The organism is Bifidobacterium sp. UBA4282 (genome assembly GCF_002394995.1).
Classification (GTDB): domain Bacteria; phylum Actinomycetota; class Actinomycetes; order Actinomycetales; family Bifidobacteriaceae; genus Bifidobacterium; species Bifidobacterium pullorum_B.
In genome coordinates, this window is record NZ_DGVO01000030.1 from 32,515 (window position 1) to 51,872 (window position 19,358).

The following is a 19,358-nucleotide window of genomic DNA, read 5'->3' on the forward strand; positions in this document are numbered from 1 at the left end:
ACGCCAATATGGACTGCATCTTCCTGGACGTCGCCCCGATCACCATCGGCGACAACGTGTTCTTCGGCCCCCGCATCGGCCTGTACACCCCGTACCATCCGATCGACGCCGGGGTGCGCAACGAGGTCATGGAGGGCGGTCTGCCCATCACCATCGGCAGCGACGTTTGGTTCGGCGGCAACGTGACCGTCTGCCCGGGCGTGACGATCGGCGNNGCGACTACGGCTACAACATCGAGATCGGGCGCAACTTCTTCGCCAACCACAACACGGTCATCCTCGATTGCGCGAAGGTGACGTTCGGCGACAACGTCTTCATCGCGCCGAACTGCGGCTTCTACACGGCGGGCCATCCGCTCGACGTCGAACGGCGCGTGAAGGGGCTGGAATACGCGAAGCCGATCACGGTGGGCAACGACGTCTGGGTCGGCGGCGGCGTGACGGTCTGCCCGGGCGTGACGATCGGCGATGACGTGGTGATCGGCGCCGGATCGGTGGTGACCAAGGACATCCCGTCCCATTCGGTGGCCGTCGGCAACCCGTGCCGCGTCATCCGTGAGATCGGCGAGAAGGACCGCGAATACTGGCAGGCCAAGGCCGCCGAATACCGCGCCTGGAAGGCCGCCCAAGCCTGATTCCCGCAGGCCCCGCCATTCAGCAGGCGGATATCCTGGGCGACGACGAACCAAGGCTGACTGATGCTCTTCAGTGGGCGGATGAACGCTTCAGTGGGCGCCCTATCATGAAGCCTCGGCTTGAGATATGGCTGAAAATGGCTCCATTCCAAGCCGAGGCTTTGCCATAGCCCGCCCACTGAACGAACAATCCGCCCACTGAAGGAGTACGGCCTGCCGTTCAGCGTTGTTCGGGAAGGTCGGCGCGCTCCACGAGCCGTGCCATCTGCACGCGCCCCATGCACAGCTTGTCCGCTGCCGAGGACAGATGCGCCTTGGCTGTGCGCTCGGAGATGAACATGCGTTGGGCGATCTCCGCATTCGTGCAGCCCTCGGCGGCCAGTATGACGGCCTCGCGCTCGCGCGCGGGCAGCGTGTCCAGCAGGGCCCGTGCCTCATCGCGACGGGATTGCGGCCGTTGCCGGCTGAGCCCGCCGATCAGTTGCCGCTGGCTTGCCGAATTGAATTGGGGCGCGCCTTTGCAGACGCCGATCACGTGTCGGATGATCTCGTCAGGTGCGTCCGTCTTGGACACGAACCCCTCCGCGCCGGCCTCGACCGCGCGTTCGACCGTGTCGGCTGGGCTCAGCGAGGTGAGGACGAGCACATGAGGGGCGGGGCGCAGGGCGCGCAACCGCTGTGTTGCCTCAATGCCGTCGATTCCCGGCATGGCGATGTCCATGAGCACCACGTCCGGATGCTCCCGTTCCGCGCGCTCGATCGCCGCGCCCCCATCGACCGACGTGGATATGACGGTGATGCGGCCTTCGGAATAATCATTGAGAATCAGACCCATCGCCTGACAGATCATCGGGTCGTCGTCCACCACGCTCACACGGATCGGACGGCTGTCTTCCAACTCGCTCACGGTTGTATCCTAGGCCAGGCCGGCAACGTTCGGCTGCTGTTCGGCACCGTTGCGGATCCAGGGCAGACGGGCGTCGATATGGAACACGCCCCGTTCGTCGGCGCCGTAGGCGCAGGTGCCGCCGGCGCTGTGGATTCGGGCGGCGATGCCGGTCAGTCCGCTGCCGGCCCGGTCGGGTCGGGTGCGTTCGTCGGCGGTCAGCGGATTGCTGATATGGATATGCACGCCGGAGCTGGGGAGCGCATCGACTTGGAGGGCGACGGGCGCATCGGGCGCATGCCTGCGGGCGTTGGTCAATCCCTCCTGGATAGTGCGGTAGGCGATCTTGCCGAGGGCATCGTCCAGCTCGCTGAGCTGCTGGATGTCGATCCAGGTATCCACGCGCATGCCGGCCTGGCGCGCGTCGGTGATGAGCTCGTTGAGCGATTCCCGGGTGAGGGCCGTGTCGTCGGACGGGGCCAGCTGGACGTACGCCTGATCGGGATGCCGGAGCATGTCGATGATTGTGTGGGCCTCATCTAGCGCGCCCGCCGCCTGTCTGCGGATCTGCTGCGCCTGTTGGGCGATGGAATCGGCGTGGGTGCGGACGGCGTCCTCGCTCGACTGCGTCATGGTGCGCAGTTTGTCCGATTCGGCCTGCAGCGCGCTGGCATTCAACGCCAGGAGCGACAGGGAATGGGCGAGGGTGTCGTGCGCCTCCGCCGCGATGGCGTCGGCGAGCTGCTGGTTGTTCAGGTCGGCCTGCAGGGTGTACGCCTGGCTGGCGGCGGCATCGGCCTTGGCTTCGGCCGAGGCTGCGATGGCCTTGGACCGCAGGTGCAAGCCGACAAGCGCCGCGATGGCGGTGGAGATGAGCGCGGCGACTGCGGCCGTGATGATGATGGGCGTCTCCCCGACCAACATCACCAGGGGAGTGCCGGTAGCGCCGCCGGTGTGGGGTTTGGCGAAGAACACGTGCCATAGCGATGCGTCGGGCGGATTGAGCGCGTCACGCAACTGGGCGACCAGGGCGGTCGCTCCGCCGGCCACGATGGCGCGCACCATGACCGTGCGCGAGGATCGCCGGGCGAGCAGCGAGGCCATGGCCATCAGGGCGAGCATCGAATCGAAGGGGAAGGCGATGACCAGTGTGCATGACCCCCAGAAGACCGCTTCGGGGTGGCGGTCCCTGGCGAGCAGCAGCAATCCCGAAGGAATGGCAGCAAGCGTGGAGAACATGAACCAGAGAAACTGCGGATCCGAACTTCCATAGCGGGCAGCGGCGAAGGACGTTTGCGCCAGACACATGAAGATGGCTATGGGAACCATCGCCAGGCTGCTTCTCCGGGTACCGTGAACCGGCACCTCATCGTCTGGCGTTGCGCCGGACGGCCGGCTGCCCTGTGGGCGATTGCGGTCACGGAAATCGGAATTGCTCATAGTCACCATTATCGGCATCCCTCATTGATCCGCCATGGTGCGGCGGGGCATAACCGACTGTCCGAAAGGGCGAATGGAAATGACCGTTCGTCCAGTATCGGTTTCCTGCATTATCTCGTAGCGTGGCAATCGTACCTATTCGGGTTCATGATATTCGTTTCACCGAAGGCGACGAGAAAGAAGGAAACAACATGGATGAGCATGGAACACCGCAGCCCGTGGCGGATGTGGGATCGGGACAACGAGCCAATCGAGGCATCACGATATGTGGCGTTGTGGGGTTGATTCTCGGCATCATCGCCGTGATACTGAGCTTCATGCCAATCATCAACAATGCCGCGGCTGTGTTGGGATTCGTCGGTGCCGTGTTGGCACTTGTCGGCACCGTGGCCGCATTTCGCAGCAAGCGGGATGGCAAAGTGCTATCGGTTGTCGCGGTCGTGTTGTCGGTGCTGGGCATCGTCATCACCTTGGCTATGCAGCAGGCCGCGGTCGATGCCGTCGACGAAGCGCTGGGTGCAGGGTCTTCGCAGCAGGGGCAGGGTGCCGGCACCTCAGGCGCCGAAGGCGGACGGACTGAGACTGCACCGGTTCAGGATTCGGAGGGTGATCTGCAATCCGCCCACGTACGTCTTATATCCGCGGTATCCAGCGGGAACGATTATGAGGGCAATCCCACCGTGTTGGTGACGTTCGAATGGACGAACACGACGGATTCCAACGCATCGTTCGCATCGGCGCTTCAAGCGAGCGTCTTCCAGAACGGCCATGGGCTGGATACGGCCGTTTACGCGGAAGCTCCGGAAGGATACGACGCGAACTCGTATCTTGCCGAACTGCAGCCAAACGCTACCGGCACCGTATCACTCGGTTACGTGCTGGAGGATTCCTCGCCTGTGGAGGTTCAGGTGCGCGATCTGATTTCGTTCGATGATGACGCGCCGGTGATCTCACATACCTTCGAGCTGTGAATCGAGTTGCCGGAATAGCCTTATTCCGGCAACGTCGGTTTTAGCGTACCTTGCGGTCGATGAGCAGCGTCAGCAGCACGAATCCGGCCGCCACCAATGAGAACAGCGCCCCGACCAGACCGACGTACCGCAGTCCCGGGCCGGAGACCACGGCACCGCCGATGGCCGTGCCGAAGGCGATGCCGATGTTGAACGCCATCGGCTCCAGCGAGCTGGCCAGCACCATCGCCTTCGGATGGCGCTCGCGCGCCACGCGCATGAACAGCGAGATGCAGGAGACCGAGACCACGTACATGGACAGGCCCACCAACATGACCGGCACCAACGACCACGGCATCGTGGGGCTGACCAGGAACAGCGCCACTAGGAACAGCGCCTGAACCGGGAATACGACCAGCAGCGCCTTCATACCGTAGCTCAGATCCACCCAGCCGGAGATCAGGTTGGAGACGAAGCACATGACGCCGTACACCATCAGGGTCATGCTCGCGCCGACCGCGTCCATGCCCAGCACATCCTCCAGATACGGGGTGACGTACCCGTAGAACACGTAGACCGAGCCGACACCGAACAGGAAGATCGCGATGCCGACGAGGATCTGCGGCTCCGTCAGCAGTCCGGCCTGCTCCCGAACCGTGGCCGGTTCATCGGTCGAACCGTGCCGGGGGAGCACCGCCAGCATGGCCGCGCTGACCGCCAGCGCCAGCACCAGCGCGATGATCATCACCGCATGCCAATCCAGCACCTCGGCCACGATCTTGCCGACCGACGTGGCCACCACCATCGCCACGGAAAACGCCGCATACACCACCGAGATCATCATCGACATGCGATGCACGCCCACCAGCTCGGGGATGAACGTCACGCCGACGGCCAGCAGGGCGCCTGAGACCGCGCCGAGCAGGATACGGGCGGCCAGCAGCACCTCGAAGGTCGGTGCGAAAGTCATCATGATGTTGGAGACGCAGAACAATGCCACGTAGACGATCAGCAGCGTGAACCGGCGGAACCTGCCGGTCGATACGGCCAGCAACGGCGTGAGCACCGCGTAGGCCACGGAGAAGAAGCTGATGAGTTCACCCACGCGCGCCAGCGGCACATCGAATGCCTCGGCGAGTTCGGGTTCGATGCCGATGACGGTGAATTCGGAGAATCCCAACGAGAAGCCCAACAGCACCAGCAGGGCTATGCAGGCCAGGGCGCGCGGTCGACGGATGGAGGTCATGGCGGTCCTTAGAACGAAGACAGGGGGATGGATGGGGGCGCTGCGGCGATGCCGCGGAACAGCCATGGGTCATCGTATCGGACATGGCGATTATCGTCATCCAATCGTTCCGTCGGCGTTTCGTCGTTATATGCGCCGAGGAGCGTCTGTGTGCCGTACCGAAACGAATAGGGGCCGCATCCGGATGGATGCGGCCCCTACGGCGACGGCGACGTCTCGAACATCCGCCACCGTCATGGCGGGTCAGGTCAGTCCCTGTTGCCCAGCAGCTGAAGGATGTACAGGAAGATGTTCACGAAGTCCAGATACAGGTTCAGCGCGCAGATGATCGAGACCTTCTTGATCATCTCTGGCCCGTAGCCGGCGTATTCGTTGAAGATGGCACGCGTCTGCTGGGCGTCATGCACGGTCATGGCGGCGAACAGCACCAGGCCGATCGCGGAGACGACCATCAGCATCGTATCCCCGGGGAACAGGAACGTCAGCAGCAGTTCGGCCACAATGAGCACGATCAGGCCGACGAGCAGGATCGGGCCGGCCTTGAGCATGTTGATTTTAGTGGTCATGCCGAACATCGTGAGCACGAAGAAGAACGCCGCGCAGATGCCCAGCGCCAGACCGATCGAGCCCAGGTCGTAGATCATGAAGATCGAGCTCAGCGTGAAGCCCATCAGCGCGGAATACACGTAGAACATCACGCGGGCGGTGCTCGACTTGATCTTCATGATGCGGGCGCCGAGGAACACGGCCAGACCCACCTGCATCACGGCGAACAGGATGAACCCGATCAGACCGGTGGCCTGGAGGAACGCCACATAGGCGCCGCTCATCTGCGCGAGCACGGCCACCACGGCCGTGATGACCAGACCGATGGTCATCTCGCCATAGGCCTTCGTGACGGAGATGCGCTGCGCCTCCTCGAAGGCGTAGGTCGCCTGGGCGTTGATGGCGGCGGTGCCGTTGGGCGCATAGGCGTACGACTGCTGCGCGTTGTACTGGTACTGGTTCTGCGGCTGCTGGTTATAGCCGTTGCCGCCTTGCGGCTGTTGGCCGAAAGTCATCATCACTCCTTGGAACAACCCGGCCGGATGGCCGGCATTTCCCCCATCGTACGGGGAGATGCTGAACGAATGGTGAAGAATTCCGCCGCGGGCACAGAATCTTGGCAATCGGCACGGCAACGCCGTACGGCAACACGGTGCAATAACGCGGTGCGGCAACACCACGCCACCTCACCGTCAGGAGTGCGGGGCCTCGTCCACCTGCGGCGCGCCGTTGATGTCCCGGTGGATGTTCTGCATCTGCACCTCGATGTTCTGCAGGCTGCGCGCGCAGTCCAGCAGCGTCTGCGAATGCTCGCTCAGCTTGACGTCCGGCAGGTCGGTCTTGTAGCGCAGCGCATGCTCCAGGCTGGCCCAGTAATCCATCGCGATGGTGCGGAACTGCACCTCCACCGGGGTGTAGTGCGCGCCCGAGGAGAGGAACACCGGCACCGCGTAGATGACGTGCAGGCTGCGGTACCCGTTCTGCTTGGGGTTCTTGATGTAGTCCTTGACACGCAGCACCTGGATGTCCGACTGTGCGGACAGGTAGTTGGACACCGAGTACACGTCGTCGCGGTAGTTGCAGATCACGCGCACGCCGGCCACATCGAAGAGATTGTCCTTGATGGATTCCACCGTCTTCGGCAGTTCGCGGCGCTCGAGCTTGCCCAGGATCGAGGAGATCGACTTGAGACGGCGCTCGATGTGGTGTACCGGGTTGTGCGAGAAACGCACCTGGAACTCCTCGTCGAGCACTTCCAGCTTGGTGCTGATCTCATACATCGCCCCCTCGTAGACCTGCATGAGATTGACGAATTCGGTGATCTGGTCCACGGGGAATTGCCCGTCGTCGAAGTTCGTCGCCTTCAGGCGCGCTTCGAGTTCGGCGGAGTTCAATCGGCTGTGTCGGTCAAGTATCACGTCCCCCATCATAGCCCTATTCAATCCGAGCTCTCGGTTAGCATGGGGTTTCATGGATGAAGCGATGATGACCGAGGCGGAGCGCGCCTCGAAGCAGGCGGACGCCGCCGACCCTCGTGTCTCGGCGGGGGAGCGCGGCAAGGGCGTGTACGCGATCCACACGCTCGGTTGCCAGATGAACGTGCACGATTCCGAACGCATCGCCGGTGTGTTGGAACAGGACGGCTATGTGCCGGCCACCGAACAGCAGGTGGCCGACAAGGATGTGGATCTGATCGTGCTCAACACCTGCGCCGTGCGCGAGAACGCGGCGGAACGTATGTACGGCACGGTCGGTCTGTGGGCGGAACTGACCCGCCGCAATCCGAACCTGCAGATTGCCGTGGGCGGTTGCATGGCCCAGCTCGACCGTGAGCGGATCGCCAAGCGCGCCCCGTGGGTCGCCGCCGTGTTCGGCACCAAGAACATCGGCTCGCTGCCGCGTCTGCTCGACCAGCATCGCGCCACCGGCTCCCCGCAGGTGGAGGTCGTCGACAGACTCGACTATTTCCCGAGCCAGCTGCCGGCCGTGCGTGCCTCGAAGGTGTCGAGCTGGGTGTCGATCTCGGTGGGGTGCAACAACACCTGCACGTTCTGCATCGTGCCGACCACGCGCGGCAAGGAACACGACCGCCGCCCCGGCGACATCCTCGACGAGGTGCGTCGCTGCGTGGAGCAGGGCGCCAAGGAGGTCACGCTGCTGGGGCAGAACGTGAACTCCTTCGGCTACGGCATCGGTGACCGGTACGCGTTCTCCAAGCTGCTGCGCGCCTGCGGCACGATCGAGGGGCTGGAGCGCGTCCGGTTCACCTCGCCGCACCCGGCCGCGTTCACCGACGACGTAATCGACGCGATGGCGCAGACCCCGAACGTCATGCACCAGCTGCACATGCCGCTGCAGTCCGGCTCCGACCGCATCCTGCGAGCCATGCGCCGCTCCTACCGCACGGCGAAGTTCATGGACATCCTGCGCAAGGTACGCGAGGCGATGCCCGACGCGCAGATCTCCACCGACATTATCGTCGGGTTCCCGGGGGAGACTGATGAGGACTTCGAGGAGACGATGCGCATCGTGGAGGAGGCCCGGTTCTCGTCGGCGTTCACCTTCGAGTACTCGCCGCGCCCGGGCACGCCGGCCGCCGTGATGGAACAGGTGCCGAAGGATGTGGTGCAGGAGCGGTTCGAGCGTCTGGTCGCGCTGCAGGAGCGCATCACCGAGGAGGAGATGGCCAAGTTCGAAGGTCGCGACGTGGAGGTGATGATCACCGGCACCCAGGGTAAGAAGGACGCCGCTACGCACCGCGTGACCGGGCGCGAACGCACCGGCGTGCTCGTGCACGTCGGCGTGCCCGAGGGCGAGCCGATGCCCGAGATCGGCGATTTCGTGACCGCCACGGTCACGCACGCCGCACGGCACAACCTCATCGCGGACCCCGATCCGAAAGCCGGGCAGACCTACCATGTGCGCCACTGATCCCGCCGTCGCTGCCCCTCCCGTCGAAGTGGCCGCAGACACGGACGGCCGGGGGAGCGCCCTACCCCGCGTCGTCTCGATCGTCGGTCCCACCGCCTCCGGCAAGACGGGGCTGGGCATCGCCATCGCCCGGGCCCTCGCCGAACGGGGGGAGCGCGCCGAAATCGTGAACGCCGACGCCTACCAGATGTACCGCGGCATGGACATCGGCACGGCCAAGCCCACGGCCGAGGAGCGGTCCGCCGTGCCTCATCATCTCATCGACATCATCGACCCCGACGATGCGATGAGCGTGGCCCGGTTCCAGACCTTGGCACGCGAATGCATCGCCAATCTGCAGGCCCGCGGCGTCCGGCCGATACTGGTCGGCGGCTCCGGGCTGTACGCGAGGGCCGCAATCGACGACATCTCATTCCCCGGCACCGACCCTGACGTGCGGGCCCGGTTGGAGCATCGCGCCGAAGCCGAAGGGCCGGGCATCCTGTTCGAGGAGCTCAAGGCCAAGGATCCCGAGGCCGCCGCGCGTATGGATCCGCGCAACCCGCGCCGTACGATCCGTGCGTTGGAGGTCATCGAACTGACCGGTCGCCCGTATTCGGCGAGCCTGCCGCGGTACCGGTATGTGATTCCGAGCGTGCAGATCGGGCTCGACCTGCCGCGTGAGGAGCTGGACCGGTGCATCGACCTGCGGACCGAGCAGATGCGCGCGGACGGGTTCGTGGACGAGGTGCGGCGTCTGCGCCCGCACCTGGGGGCGACCGCCTCCCGCGCCCTCGGCTACCAGCAGGTAATCGACGCGCTGGACGGCTTATGGAGCGAGGATGAGGCGTTTGCCGATATCGCGCAGAAAACCAAACGACTGGCCCGCAAGCAGATGGGATGGTTCGGGCGTGACCCACGCATCCACTGGCTGCGCGCGCAGAATCCGGACCTGGTGTCCAATGCGATGGCCGTCATCGCCCACGCCGACGCCGGCGACTACGACGCCATCGACGCCCAAGCCGACGCGTACACGCAGCACCACCTGGGCGACATCGCCGGCTGAACACGTGAACGCCACTCAGTGCGCCGGCCCCTGGTCCCATCCGGCGATCAGGAACACGCGCGTCGGGTTCGCCGGCCGGCAGATCTCGCCGAACATGCGCTCGAAGCCGGTGGTGTCGCCTCGGTAGGCGTCATGCTTGGCCGCACGGTACTTCTCGCGCGTCACCGGCCCCCAGTCCAGATCCCAGCCGGCGTCGTGGGCCAGCCGTGAGACGAAGATGCGCAGCGTCATCGCGTTGCCGCCCTTGAATGGGTGCAGGTAGCCCAGCTCGTCGTAGATGTGGGCCAGCTGCCGGATGAAATCGCCGCGGTCCAGGTTGCGCAGGTTGCGCTTGTCCGCCAGTTCGGTGGCGATGTTCAGCGCCCCGGTCTCGATGAGATTGGCGGGGAAGAACGCTTCGGGGTTCTTCGCGCGCGCCCGGTCCTCGGTATCCTCGCGCGTGGTGTCGTGGGTGCGCAGCCGTCCGGCGTCGTTGAACACCCCCTCGAAAAGCCCCCGATGGATGGCCCGCAACTCATCCAGATCGGTGGTGGCCGGCCACCGGCGCTCGGTCAGCACGATCGTCCGCACGAACACCGCACTGCTGCGGTCGTCATCCGCGTCGTCGAGCAACCGGGAGACGTCGATGTCCCCGTACTCGTATCTCGCCGCCACCCGCATCGTCGCGTCGCTCGGCGTCATCGAATCCAACGCGCAGTTCTTCAGTGCAAATGCGACTGCGCTCGCACGTTCCGCTGGAGTCATAGTTCGATGATAGCGGCGCGGGCGCGGAATCACGCGTCCTGCGCCGTGTGTCGCGGATCTGCGCGGATGGGGTGCACGTTGCCGGCCCGGCCCGGGCGGCGACCGTGCCGGGTTGTACAATCTGTTGCGTTATGGCACGAAGCAACTCCTCTTCTCAAACCACGAAGCGCACCAAGGGTCAGGACGGTCGCGCGGCCCAGTCGCAGCCGCCCGCGGAACCGGTGTGGAAACGCGCCCTGCTGGCGGTGCCGCGGGGCATGGGCGCCGCGGTGCGCTCGCTGACCGGCGTCGGCGAGTACGATCCCGCATACCGCCGCGATGGCCTGTGCTTCCTCATGCTGGTGCTGGCCGTGTGCTTCTGCGCCTCCGAATGGTTCCGGGTCAACGGCCCGCTGGGGGTGTTCCTGCACGCCGTGGCCTCGGGCCTGTTCGGCGTGATGAGCGTGGTGGTGCCGGTGGTGCTGGCGATCGTGGCGGTCCGCCTGATGCGCAACTCCGGCAAGGACTCGGACAATCCGCGCGTGCTGGCCGGCTGGGTGCTGCTGATGTGGTCGATCTGCTCGATCATCGATGTGGCGTTGATCGCCGACGTGCCCGGATTCAATATCGGCGCGATACAGAGCGCCGGCGGCCTGCTCGGCTTCGTGCTCGGCTCCCCGCTGGCCTGGGGTCTGTCCGAGGCGTTCGCGATCGCGGTGTTCGTGATCGCGGGACTGTTCTCGCTGCTGCTGATCACCCGCACGCATGTCACCGATGTGCCGCAGCGGGTCGGTTCGATGGTGGGCAGGGCCCGCGGCGACCAGCCGGCGGACGAACGCCCGCAGTTCCCGAACGAGGTGCGTGTGGGGGATAGCACGCTGGCGTTCGCCGAAGGGGTGCCCTCGCACGATGGCGGCGATGACGTCGCCGATGGCTCCCGTCCCGTCAGGAAGGGCTGGTTCTCCCGATTGTTTTCCAAGGCGTCGGGCAAGCGCACGGATCGCACGCTGGAACGGTATGAGGGCGACGATCCGTTCGACCATGCGGCCAGTCGCCATGGGGACGCCGCCGAGACCCGCGTACTGGGCGCGCCTGCGTCGGACGGTGCGCGTACGGTTTCGTCCGCAGGTGTGGCCGCGGACGAAACGGCGGTGATGACGAACCCGCACCATGCGCCGGTGGATGCCACGCATGTGCTGCCGGTCGACGACATGACGCGTCCGTTGTCCGAAGCCGACCCGTGGGCCTCGATCGGGGAAGATGGCGAGATGACCGTGGACCCGCAGACCGGCGAGATCGCTGACGAGCCGGCGGCGGGCGACGACGGCGCCCCGGCGGCGCAGAACGCCCCGTACCGTCTGCCCGATCTGAACCTGCTGGCCAAGGGGCAGCCGCATGCGGCGCGCACCCCGGCCAACGACCGGGTGATCCAGGCGTTGACCTCCACGTTCCAGCAGTTCAACGTGGACGCCAAGGTCGTCGGGTTCCTGCGCGGACCTTCCGTGACCCAGTACGAGGTGGAGCTCGGGGCCGGCGTGAAGGTAGAGAAGGTCACGAACCTGCAGAAGAACATCGCGTACGCCGTGGCGAGCTCGGATGTGCGCATCCTGTCGCCGATTCCGGGCAAGTCGGCGATCGGCATCGAGATCCCGAACGCCGATCGCGAGATCGTGCACCTGGGCGACGTGCTGCGCTCCGACAACGCCGTCAACGACCCGAACCCAATGCTGGCGGGCATCGGCAAGGACGTCGAGGGCCATTTCGTGACCGCCGATCTGACCAAGATGCCGCACCTGCTGGTCGCCGGCGCCACCGGTTCGGGCAAGTCGAGCTTCGTCAACTCGATGCTCACCTCGATCATCATGCGCGCCACCCCCGAACAGGTGCGTATGATTCTGGTCGATCCCAAGCGCGTGGAGCTCTCCGCCTACGCCGGCATCCCGCATCTGCTCACCCCGATTATCACCGATCCGAAGAAGGCCGCGCAGGCGTTGGAGTGGGTGGTCAAGGAGATGGACGCCCGGTACTCCGACCTGGAGTTCTTCGGGTTCCGCCACGTCAAGGATTTCAACGAGGCCGTGCGGGCCGGCAAGGTGCACGCCCCCGCCGGCTCGAACCGCAAGGTCGCCCCGTACCCGTACCTGCTGGTAGTGGTCGACGAGATGGCCGACCTGATGATGGTGGCTAAGAACGATGTGGAGAGCTCGATCCAGCGCATTACCCAGTTGGCGCGAGCCGCGGGCGTGCATCTGGTGCTGGCCACGCAGCGTCCGTCGGTGGACGTGGTCACCGGCCTGATCAAGGCGAACATCCCCTCGCGTCTGGCGTTCGCCACGTCATCGGCCACGGATTCCCGCGTCATCCTGGATACCGTGGGTGCCGAGACGCTGATCGGCCAGGGTGATGCCCTGTTCCTGCCGATGGGTTCGGCCAAACCGATCCGTGTGCAGGGTTCGTGGGTGTCGGAGTCGGAGATCCGCAAGGCCGTGGAATACGTGCGCACGCAGCGCAAGCCGCACTACCGTGAGGATATCGAGCAGATGGCCAAGGACGCCGAGAAGCACGCCCTGGAGCCGGATGAGGAGATCGGCGACGACATGGACGTGCTGTTGCAGGCCGCCGAGCTGGTGGTCACCACGCAGTTCGGTTCGACCTCCATGCTCCAGCGCAAGCTGCGCGTGGGGTTCGCCAAGGCGGGCCGTCTGATGGACCTGCTGGAATCACGCGGCGTCGTCGGTCCCTCGGAGGGCTCGAAGGCCCGTCAGGTGCTGGTGCAGCCGCAGGACCTGCCCGCGGTGCTGGCGTTCATCCGCGGCGAAACCGACAGCCTGACCTCCAGCGCGCCGACGCAGGACAGCCTGTCCGTGTGACGGACGGCGTTGCGATGTGTCGAATTCGAATACGGCGGCGTACACAAGACAGGACTCGGGGTACAGTGAAGAGTATGCAGAAAACCGATGAACAGACCACGAACTCGTTGCTCGACGGTTGGAATGCGCCGCCGAACCTGGTCACCTATGCGCGCATCGTGCTGGTGGTGGTGTTCCTAGTGCTTGACATCATGGCGGGGCCGTACGGCGTGGACAATCCGACGCTGCGCTGGGTGGCGGCCATCATCTTCATCATCGCCGCGTCCACCGATAAGATCGACGGCTGGATGGCCCGCAAATACAATCAGGTGACCGAGATGGGCAAGCTGATGGACCCGATTGCGGACAAGCTGCTCACCTGCGGCGCGCTGGTCGTTGCCGCGGCGTTCGGCGAGTTCGGCAACATGGTGTGGGGCTGGGTTCTCGTGGCGCTGTTCCTCATCCGGGAACTCGGCATCACGATTATGCGCTTCTTTGTCATGGAACAGCCCGGCGGCAAGGTGATCGCCGCCGCCTGGCCGGGCAAGCTCAAGACCGTGTTCCAGTGCGTGGGCCTGTCCCTGCTGCTGGTGCCGCTGTGGACGCTCGCGCCCGGCACCGGTCCGAATCCGTGGTGGCTGACGGCGTACACATGGCTCACGCAGATCGTGATCTATGTGGCGCTGGTGCTGTGCCTGTATTCCGGTGCCATCTACCTGATCAACACCTTCCGCAAGCCGTCCGCATGAACGGGAACCTGTCCGCGGGGGAGATTCGGCACCGCTGCGACACGTTGGCGCAGGCGGTGCTGGGATGGTGCGAGTCTCGCGGCGTGCGCATCGCCGCGGCCGAGTCGCTGACGGGGGGATTGCTGGCCGACGCGTTCGTGCGCATCCCCGGTGCCTCGCGCGTGTTCCTCGGTTCGGCGGTGACCTATGACATCGCGGCCAAGGCATCCGTGCTGGGGGTCGACGCCGACCTGCTGCGGCGTGAGGGCGCCGTGCACCCGGATGTGGCCGAGCAGATGGCCCTCGGCACGGCCCGGCTGTACGATCAGCCGGCGTATGGGGGGCGGGTCATCGGATTGTCCACCACCGGTGTGGCCGGTCCGGGGTCGGACGGGGACAAGCCCGCCGGACTGGTGTACGCGGGGTTTTCGGTGCCATCGTTCGACGTCGGGGGTGGCCCGCGGATCACGACGTCGGTGCGGTTGATGCTCTCGGGCGACCGCGAGCGGATCCGGTTGCTGACGGTGTTGCGCGTTCTGGAAAATGTGAGCGGATTCACAGTGGATTCACAGGAATAATCCCGCGTCTGCGGTGTTGTTCGTAGTGGTATGGATGAACGACGCCGAGCCGAAAGGGATGACGTGATGGAATCGATGACTGTGACCCGCGAGCGAGTCGAGCGGGCGGGTATGACCGCCGCCCCGGCCAAGGCCACCGGGGCGCGCATGCGCGACCTGACCCCCGCGCAGCGGCGTGCCGTGATGTTCGCGCAGCAGCAGGTGATCAAGGCCCGTGCCGCCAAGAAGGCCAAGGAGGAGCGGCAGGCCGCCTTGGAGCGGATGTGGCAGCAGGAAGATTTCGCCGAACGCACGCGCGGCCATACCGGCCGTGCCGTGGAGGCGGCGCCCGAAGCCAAGGAGGTGTCGCTGCGCGAGGCCATCGGCCATGTGCTGCGTGACCTGCGCACCCGCGACTATAAGACGTTGCGTGAAGTCAGCGAGAAGGCCGGGGTGTCACTGGGGTACCTGTCCGAGGTCGAACGCGGGCAGAAGGAGGCCAGCTCGGAGCTGCTGGGGTCGATCGCCCTGTCGCTGGGCGTCAAGCCCTCGCAGATGCTGCGGCTGGTGGCCGATTACCTAGACTCGTTGGAGGACTAAGGACAGGATTTCGGGATAGCGTTGCGATGACGGCGTGGTGGGCGGTCCGGTGGCCGCCCGCCACGCCGTTTCGCGATGGTTCGGTGCCGCTGCGGATGCGGGCGTCGGGGGGGCGTGCGCGGGCCGCCGGACGGCGGGGGTACGGTGCCCGGATGTGTGTACACTGGCGGTCATGCGAGAACGCGAATTCTGGGAACTGTTGGAAGAGGTGTTCGGCCGTGGGTACGGGCGCAGTCTTTCCGTCGATCAGCGATTGACCGCGTTGGACAACATGACGGTGGTGGAGGCCCTGGCTGCCGGGGTGGAGCCCCGTGTGGTGTGGAATGTGCTGTGCGATCAGATGGATGTGCCGGATTCGCGCCGATGGGGTGCCGATCATAACGCGCCGCCCATGCCTGCGGCGTGACATGCCGACGCGTCATTCGAACATTTGTTCGTGTTTGGGGGTATAGTTATCCACAGTTATGGAACGTTGCGCGCATCGTTCGACCACATTGGCCGGTCGACCTTGCGGACGCGGCGCGGACGCCCCTACGGTGGATGGGGACGAAGAGCCGAACATGCTTGAAGGAGGCATCATGGCACAGCAGACGACAGTCGCGGCGAAGGACGCCGCGGACACCGCCAAGGAGGCCCATGCCATTGACCCGCGCCGCAAGGCCGCGTTGGATACGGCGTTGGCGCAGGTGGAGAAGAACTTCGGCAAGGGTTCGGCCATGCGCCTGGGGGACAAGCCCCCGCAGGACGTGGAGGTGATCCCCACCGGTTCGCTGGCATTGGACATGGCGTTGGGCATCGGAGGCCTGCCCAAGGGGCGCATCGTGGAGATCTACGGCCCGGAGTCCTCGGGCAAGACCACGCTGGCGCTGCATGTGGTGGCCAACGCCCAGCGCGAGGGCGGCGTGGCGGCGTTCATCGACGCCGAGCATGCGTTGGATCCCGTGTACGCCAAGAAGCTCGGCGTGGACACCGATTCGCTGATCGTCTCGCAGCCCGACAACGGCGAGCAGGCGCTGGAGATTGCCGATATGCTGATCCGCTCCGGCGCGCTTGACGTCATCGTCATCGATTCGGTGGCCGCACTGGTGCCCAAGGCCGAGATCGAAGGTGAGATGGGAGACAGCCACGTGGGCCTGCAGGCGCGGTTGATGAGCCAGGCGCTGCGCAAGATGACCGGCGCGCTGGCGCAGGCGGGCACCACGGCGATCTTCATCAACCAGCTGAGGGAGAAGATCGGCGTGTTCTTCGGTAATCCCGAAACCACCACCGGCGGCAAGGCGTTGAAGTTCTACGCCTCGGTGCGCCTGGACATCCGCCGCGTGCAGACGCTGAAAAGCGGCGATGAGGCCGTGGGCAACCGCACCCGCGTCAAGGTGGTCAAGAACAAGATGGCGCCACCGTTCAAGTCGGCGGAATTTGACGTGCTGTACGGCGAGGGCATCTCCAAGGAGGGCTCGGTGCTGGATATGGCGTTGCAGTGCAACGTGGTGAAGAAATCCGGCTCCTGGTTCACCTATGACGGCGACCAGCTGGGGCAGGGGCGCGAGAACGTGCGCCAGTTCCTCAAGGACAATCCGGCCGTGACCGAGGAGATCGAGAACAAGGTCAAGGCCGCATTCGGCCTGATCGATATGTCCGAGGGCGAGTCGGACGGGGATCCGGCGCAGGGCGCTCCGGCCGGTGAGGCCGCCAAGCCCGCGAAGGCTTCCAAGACCGCCAAGGCCTGACGGCTGCCGGTGCCATGATTGACGCACAGGAGTTCCTGGGACGTGCCATTGCGGCGGAGACGATCGGCGCGGCGGAGGCGGTGGTCCACGAATCGGACGCCGATGATGTGGACGCCTGCCGTGAGGCGGCGTTACGTCTGCTGGACGCGGCGCCGCGCGCCTCGGGGGCGTTGCGTGAACGCCTGATCGCCAAGGGGTATGCGGACGGCATCGTCGACGAGGTCATCGAGCGGCTGACCCGCGTGCATCTGCTGGATGACCGGGCCTATGCCGAGTCGGCCGTCCGCTATTGCACGGGGCGCTGCATGGGGCGCAGGGGCACCGTGATGGAGTTGACCCGCAAGGGCGTGGACCGCGCGTTGGCCGAGGCTGTGGCAACCGAAGCCGAGCAGCGCGGCGATTTCGAGGACGCCGCATGGGAGCTGGGACGACAGTACGCCAGAAAGACCCGCGGTCTCGACACTGCGGTGCGGCGTCGGCGCTTCTGGTCGGCGGGAGGCAGAAAGGGGCACAGCCCGGAAACGCTGCGGCGCGTTGCGGAGGAGCTGCTGAACTGAGTAAAGGTGGGTAAAGGAGTGTGAGGTCTCCGATACCCCGGGTTCTGTCACACCACATATGCGGTGCGGATGGCCATCCATCTCGACCTGACGTCGCCGCCAGGCTCCAGCAGCCTACCCGGAGGCTCGGGCGAGCAGCCCTCAAACGCCTCCTGCTTGGCCTTGCTCCCGATGAGGCTTGCCATGCGGCCGACTGTTACCAGCGGCCCGGTGGTCTCTTACACCGCCGTTTCACCCTTACCCGGCCGAAACCGGGCGGTCTGTTCTCTGTTGCGCTAGCTCTCAGGTCACCCTGGGCGGACGTTATCCGCCATCGTGCTCTATGGAGCCCGGAAGTTCCTCAGCCGCGTCGGCGAACCGACACGGCCGCGGCCATCTGGAGACCTCACATCCACCCAAGGATAGCATGGCGCATCGGTCTTCATTATTGGCGAGTTGTTCACCATGTCGCCACGGAACTCGGCTACAATGAAACGTACCCGGATGGCGATGATGCCATTCGGACACATACAGCGGGCACAACCCGCTTGAGCTCAAGGAGGTTCACATGGAAATCGTCGTTACCGGACGTCATACGCAGATCAAGCAAAGGTTCCGTGATGTCGTCGAAAACAAGATGAATCGTGTGACCGCTATCGCCCCGGATGCGGAACGCGTGCAGATCGTCGTCACGCATGAGGGCAACCCGCGTCAGGCCGATACCGCAAAGCGCGTGGAGATCACCGTCATTGCCGGGCGTACCGTGGTACGCGCCGAGGCGTCGAGCACCGACGAGTACAGCGCCCTGGATATGGCGCTGGACAAGCTGACGCTGCGTCTGCGCCGCACCCGTGACCGCCGCAAGGACCATCGTCGTGGATACACGAACCCGGTGCCCGTGGACATGGGCGTTGTGACCCCCGAACCCGTGGAGGAGGAACCCGTACCGGAGGAGCCGAACAACAGTCCGCAGGCTGCGGTCGCCTCCGACCTCGGCCCCGGCGAATCGGTGGAGGTCCAGGTCGGCGACACCCCGATCGTCATCCGCCGCAAGCTGCATATCGCCGAGCCGATGACCATCGACGAGGCGCTGTATGAGATGGAGCTGATCGGGCACGACTTCTTCCTGTTCGTCAACAAGGACACCAACCGTCCCTCCGTCGTCTACCACCGTCATGGCTGGAGCTATGGCGTGTTCGAGATCGACACCCCGGAGAACGTGGCGAAGGCCGAGTAACGGCGAACGCTTGAACTGAGGATGACGCCCCGCGACACACAGTGCGCGGGGCGTCACCCGTTGTTTGACGCGGAAAATCTGTGCGTTCGCGTACTATGGGTCAAAGTTTGCGCCCGATTCCATGCGGATTGGGCTATGCTCGTTTACGGTAACCGACAAGGGAGCGAACGTGGTAGATATCATTGACAAGGCTCTTCGCATGGGCGAAGGCCACCAGCTCAAGAAGCTCGAGAACGTGGCGAAAGCCGTGAACGCGCTGGAGGACGAGATTTCAGCTCTGAGCGATGACGAGCTCAAGGCGCAGACCGGCAAGTTCAAGCAGCGACTGGACAACGGCGAGAAGCTTGACAGCCTGATGCCCGAGGCGTTCGCCACGGTGCGCGAGGTCTCCAAGCGCACGCTGGGCCAGCGCCACTTTGATGTGCAGCTGATGGGCGGCGCCGCCCTGCACTGGGGCAACATCGCCGAGATGAAGACCGGTGAGGGCAAGACCCTGGTCGCCACGCTGCCGAGCTACCTCAACGCGCTGGAGGGCAAGGGCGTGCACGTCGTGACCGTCAACGACTACCTGGCCAGCTACCAGAGCGAACTCATGGGCCGCATCTACCGGTTCCTGGGCATGTCGGTCGGCTGCATCCTGACCGAGCAGAAGCCGCCGGAGCGCCGCAAGCAGTACAACGCCGACATCACCTACGGTACCAACAACGAGTTCGGTTTCGACTA

General features: G+C 65.1%; 17 protein-coding genes, 1 other RNA gene and 3 pseudogenes. 14 read left to right on the plus strand and 7 right to left on the minus strand.

Annotation, left to right across the window (positions count from 1 at the left end; genetic code table 11):
- A pseudogene (locus tag B4C31_RS04560) lies at nucleotides 1-212 on the plus strand (DapH/DapD/GlmU-related protein); the annotation flags it as partial.
- A 5-nt stretch (nucleotides 213-217) separates the two neighbouring features.
- Nucleotides 218-634 (plus strand): annotated as a pseudogene (locus tag B4C31_RS04565) (sugar O-acetyltransferase); the annotation flags it as partial.
- Between the two features lie 220 nt (nucleotides 635-854).
- On the opposite strand, the gene B4C31_RS04570 reads toward B4C31_RS04565, so the two are convergent.
- Nucleotides 855-1,541 (minus strand): response regulator transcription factor, encoded by a 687-nt coding sequence (locus B4C31_RS04570; protein ID WP_291531523.1) that lies wholly within the window; start codon nucleotides 1,539-1,541, stop codon nucleotides 855-857.
- Between the two features lie 9 nt (nucleotides 1,542-1,550).
- Nucleotides 1,551-2,849 (minus strand): sensor histidine kinase, encoded by a 1,299-nt coding sequence (locus B4C31_RS04575; protein WP_414631843.1) that lies wholly within the window; start codon nucleotides 2,847-2,849, stop codon nucleotides 1,551-1,553.
- 302 nt (nucleotides 2,850-3,151) lie between these two features.
- On the opposite strand from B4C31_RS04575, the gene B4C31_RS04580 reads away from it, so the two are divergent.
- Nucleotides 3,152-3,931, plus strand: a complete 780-nt coding sequence (locus tag B4C31_RS04580; protein WP_291531525.1) for a DUF5067 domain-containing protein — start codon at nucleotides 3,152-3,154, stop codon at nucleotides 3,929-3,931.
- A gap of 40 nt (nucleotides 3,932-3,971) precedes the next feature.
- Here B4C31_RS04580 and B4C31_RS04585 read toward each other — a convergent pair whose 3' ends face one another.
- From B4C31_RS04585 to B4C31_RS04595, 3 genes are all read right to left on the minus strand, one after another.
- A complete protein-coding gene (locus B4C31_RS04585; RefSeq protein WP_291531526.1) occupies nucleotides 3,972-5,156 on the minus strand; it encodes an MFS transporter in 1,185 nt (394 codons plus the stop codon).
- A 248-nt stretch (nucleotides 5,157-5,404) separates the two neighbouring features.
- Nucleotides 5,405-6,217 carry a Bax inhibitor-1/YccA family protein gene (locus B4C31_RS04590; protein ID WP_291531534.1) on the minus strand — a complete coding sequence of 271 codons (813 nt, stop codon included), beginning with the start codon at nucleotides 6,215-6,217 and terminating at the stop codon, nucleotides 5,405-5,407.
- A 177-nt stretch (nucleotides 6,218-6,394) separates the two neighbouring features.
- Nucleotides 6,395-7,129, minus strand: coding sequence for a GTP pyrophosphokinase (locus tag B4C31_RS04595; protein ID WP_282944409.1), 735 nt, complete (start codon nucleotides 7,127-7,129; stop codon nucleotides 6,395-6,397).
- A 43-nt stretch (nucleotides 7,130-7,172) separates the two neighbouring features.
- On the opposite strand from B4C31_RS04595, the gene miaB reads away from it, so the two are divergent.
- Together miaB and miaA are read left to right on the plus strand one after the other, a co-directional pair.
- The gene (gene miaB, locus B4C31_RS04600) at nucleotides 7,173-8,633 is read left to right on the plus strand and encodes a tRNA (N6-isopentenyl adenosine(37)-C2)-methylthiotransferase MiaB (protein WP_291531527.1); all 1,461 of its coding nucleotides are present in this window, start codon (nucleotides 7,173-7,175) and stop codon (nucleotides 8,631-8,633) included.
- A gap of 28 nt (nucleotides 8,634-8,661) precedes the next feature.
- Nucleotides 8,662-9,678 carry a tRNA (adenosine(37)-N6)-dimethylallyltransferase MiaA gene (gene miaA / locus B4C31_RS04605; protein ID WP_288921177.1) on the plus strand — a complete coding sequence of 339 codons (1,017 nt, stop codon included), beginning with the start codon at nucleotides 8,662-8,664 and terminating at the stop codon, nucleotides 9,676-9,678.
- A 15-nt stretch (nucleotides 9,679-9,693) separates the two neighbouring features.
- Here the strand turns inward: miaA and B4C31_RS04610 are convergent, their stop codons facing one another.
- Nucleotides 9,694-10,422 carry a Fic/DOC family protein gene (locus B4C31_RS04610; protein ID WP_291531528.1) on the minus strand — a complete coding sequence of 243 codons (729 nt, stop codon included), beginning with the start codon at nucleotides 10,420-10,422 and terminating at the stop codon, nucleotides 9,694-9,696.
- A gap of 131 nt (nucleotides 10,423-10,553) precedes the next feature.
- On the opposite strand from B4C31_RS04610, the gene B4C31_RS04615 reads away from it, so the two are divergent.
- The 7 genes from B4C31_RS04615 (at nucleotide 10,554) to B4C31_RS04645 (ending at nucleotide 17,419) form a co-directional block, all read left to right on the plus strand.
- Entirely contained in the window at nucleotides 10,554-13,271 is a 2,718-nt protein-coding gene (locus B4C31_RS04615) for a DNA translocase FtsK (protein ID WP_291531529.1), read from the plus strand.
- Between the two features lie 74 nt (nucleotides 13,272-13,345).
- Nucleotides 13,346-13,999, plus strand: a complete 654-nt coding sequence (gene pgsA / locus B4C31_RS04620) for a CDP-diacylglycerol--glycerol-3-phosphate 3-phosphatidyltransferase (RefSeq protein ID WP_288296317.1) — start codon at nucleotides 13,346-13,348, stop codon at nucleotides 13,997-13,999.
- Complete coding sequence (locus tag B4C31_RS04625) at nucleotides 13,996-14,556, plus strand: CinA family protein (RefSeq protein ID WP_291531530.1); 561 nt, start codon at nucleotides 13,996-13,998, stop codon at nucleotides 14,554-14,556. The genes pgsA and B4C31_RS04625 overlap by 4 nt, the downstream gene beginning before the upstream one ends.
- Nucleotides 14,557-14,622: 66 nt before the next feature.
- A complete protein-coding gene (locus tag B4C31_RS04630; RefSeq protein WP_291531531.1) occupies nucleotides 14,623-15,135 on the plus strand; it encodes a helix-turn-helix domain-containing protein in 513 nt (170 codons plus the stop codon).
- 172 nt (nucleotides 15,136-15,307) lie between these two features.
- Complete coding sequence (locus B4C31_RS04635; protein ID WP_033506026.1) at nucleotides 15,308-15,541, plus strand: DUF3046 domain-containing protein; 234 nt, start codon at nucleotides 15,308-15,310, stop codon at nucleotides 15,539-15,541.
- A gap of 172 nt (nucleotides 15,542-15,713) precedes the next feature.
- Complete coding sequence (recA, locus tag B4C31_RS04640; RefSeq protein ID WP_291531532.1) at nucleotides 15,714-16,862, plus strand: recombinase RecA; 1,149 nt, start codon at nucleotides 15,714-15,716, stop codon at nucleotides 16,860-16,862.
- 14 nt (nucleotides 16,863-16,876) lie between these two features.
- On the plus strand, nucleotides 16,877-17,419 hold the full coding sequence (locus B4C31_RS04645; protein WP_291531533.1) for a regulatory protein RecX: 543 nt from the start codon (nucleotides 16,877-16,879) through the stop codon (nucleotides 17,417-17,419).
- Nucleotides 17,420-17,436: 17 nt separating this feature from the next.
- Here B4C31_RS04645 and rnpB read toward each other — a convergent pair.
- Nucleotides 17,437-17,807, minus strand: an RNA gene (gene rnpB / locus B4C31_RS04650) — RNase P RNA component class A.
- A gap of 159 nt (nucleotides 17,808-17,966) precedes the next feature.
- On the opposite strand from rnpB, the gene hpf reads away from it, so the two are divergent.
- Together hpf and B4C31_RS04660 are read left to right on the plus strand one after the other, a co-directional pair.
- Entirely contained in the window at nucleotides 17,967-18,635 is a 669-nt protein-coding gene (gene hpf, locus B4C31_RS04655) for a ribosome hibernation-promoting factor, HPF/YfiA family (RefSeq protein WP_033506028.1), read from the plus strand.
- A gap of 169 nt (nucleotides 18,636-18,804) precedes the next feature.
- A pseudogene (locus B4C31_RS04660) lies at nucleotides 18,805-19,358 on the plus strand (preprotein translocase subunit SecA); the annotation flags it as partial.

Bases quoted from the DNA above. Each gene is read 5' to 3' on its own strand.
- B4C31_RS04645 (WP_291531533.1), top strand. From the start codon at position 16,877: ATGATTGACGCACAGGAGTTCCTGGGACGTGCCATTGCGGCGGAGACG.
- B4C31_RS04595 (WP_282944409.1), bottom strand. From the start codon at position 7,129: ATGGGGGACGTGATACTTGACCGACACAGCCGATTGAACTCCGCCGAA.
- hpf (WP_033506028.1), top strand. From the start codon at position 17,967: ATGGAAATCGTCGTTACCGGACGTCATACGCAGATCAAGCAAAGGTTC.
- B4C31_RS04585 (WP_291531526.1), bottom strand. From the start codon at position 5,156: ATGACCTCCATCCGTCGACCGCGCGCCCTGGCCTGCATAGCCCTGCTG.
- pgsA (WP_288296317.1), top strand. From the start codon at position 13,346: ATGCAGAAAACCGATGAACAGACCACGAACTCGTTGCTCGACGGTTGG.
- B4C31_RS04590 (WP_291531534.1), bottom strand. From the start codon at position 6,217: ATGACTTTCGGCCAACAGCCGCAAGGCGGCAACGGCTATAACCAGCAG.
- B4C31_RS04630 (WP_291531531.1), top strand. From the start codon at position 14,623: ATGGAATCGATGACTGTGACCCGCGAGCGAGTCGAGCGGGCGGGTATG.
- B4C31_RS04615 (WP_291531529.1), top strand. From the start codon at position 10,554: ATGGCACGAAGCAACTCCTCTTCTCAAACCACGAAGCGCACCAAGGGT.
- recA (WP_291531532.1), top strand. From the start codon at position 15,714: ATGGCACAGCAGACGACAGTCGCGGCGAAGGACGCCGCGGACACCGCC.
- miaB (WP_291531527.1), top strand. From the start codon at position 7,173: ATGGATGAAGCGATGATGACCGAGGCGGAGCGCGCCTCGAAGCAGGCG.
- B4C31_RS04635 (WP_033506026.1), top strand. From the start codon at position 15,308: ATGCGAGAACGCGAATTCTGGGAACTGTTGGAAGAGGTGTTCGGCCGT.
- B4C31_RS04610 (WP_291531528.1), bottom strand. From the start codon at position 10,422: ATGACTCCAGCGGAACGTGCGAGCGCAGTCGCATTTGCACTGAAGAAC.
- B4C31_RS04580 (WP_291531525.1), top strand. From the start codon at position 3,152: ATGGATGAGCATGGAACACCGCAGCCCGTGGCGGATGTGGGATCGGGA.
- B4C31_RS04625 (WP_291531530.1), top strand. From the start codon at position 13,996: ATGAACGGGAACCTGTCCGCGGGGGAGATTCGGCACCGCTGCGACACG.
- B4C31_RS04575 (WP_414631843.1), bottom strand. From the start codon at position 2,849: ATGGTTCCCATAGCCATCTTCATGTGTCTGGCGCAAACGTCCTTCGCC.